The 306-nt window shown below is 51.0% G+C and carries 1 protein-coding gene; it reads right to left on the bottom strand.

The window, feature by feature from the left end; all coding sequences use genetic code 11:
- On the bottom strand, nucleotides 1-306 hold a 306-nt coding region (locus ACO0LL_RS30385), incomplete at both ends, for an IS110 family transposase (protein ID WP_422954546.1).

The following is a 306-nucleotide window of genomic DNA, read 5'->3' as shown; positions in this document are numbered from 1 at the left end:
ACCAAGCCTTGTCGAATGGCATCACGGGCTACCTCAAGCCGGTTGAGTTCTTGTGTCCGCATCACTTGCAAGGCATCCAGGCGCAACACCATGGCACGTAGGGATTGCTCTGCCAATGACGGAGCAGCCCACAGTCCAGGATTTCGCTCAAAAGCAAATTCTGAGATCAGGCGAGCATCGACCTTATCCGTTTTGGTTCTGACTAAGCGGGAGACACCGAATGCTTTAATTTGTGCGGGGTTAACCACACTAACAGGGAATTTCTGTTGAGCGAAATAGTGTGCCACAGCCTCCCAATAAATACCT

The sequence above is a fragment of the Undibacterium sp. TC4M20W genome, from assembly GCF_049340245.1.
In the GTDB taxonomy this organism is placed as follows: Bacteria; Pseudomonadota; Gammaproteobacteria; order Burkholderiales; family Burkholderiaceae_D; genus Undibacterium.
Note: the sequence above shows the minus strand (reverse complement) of the source record. Positions and strands in the feature narration are given on the sequence as shown.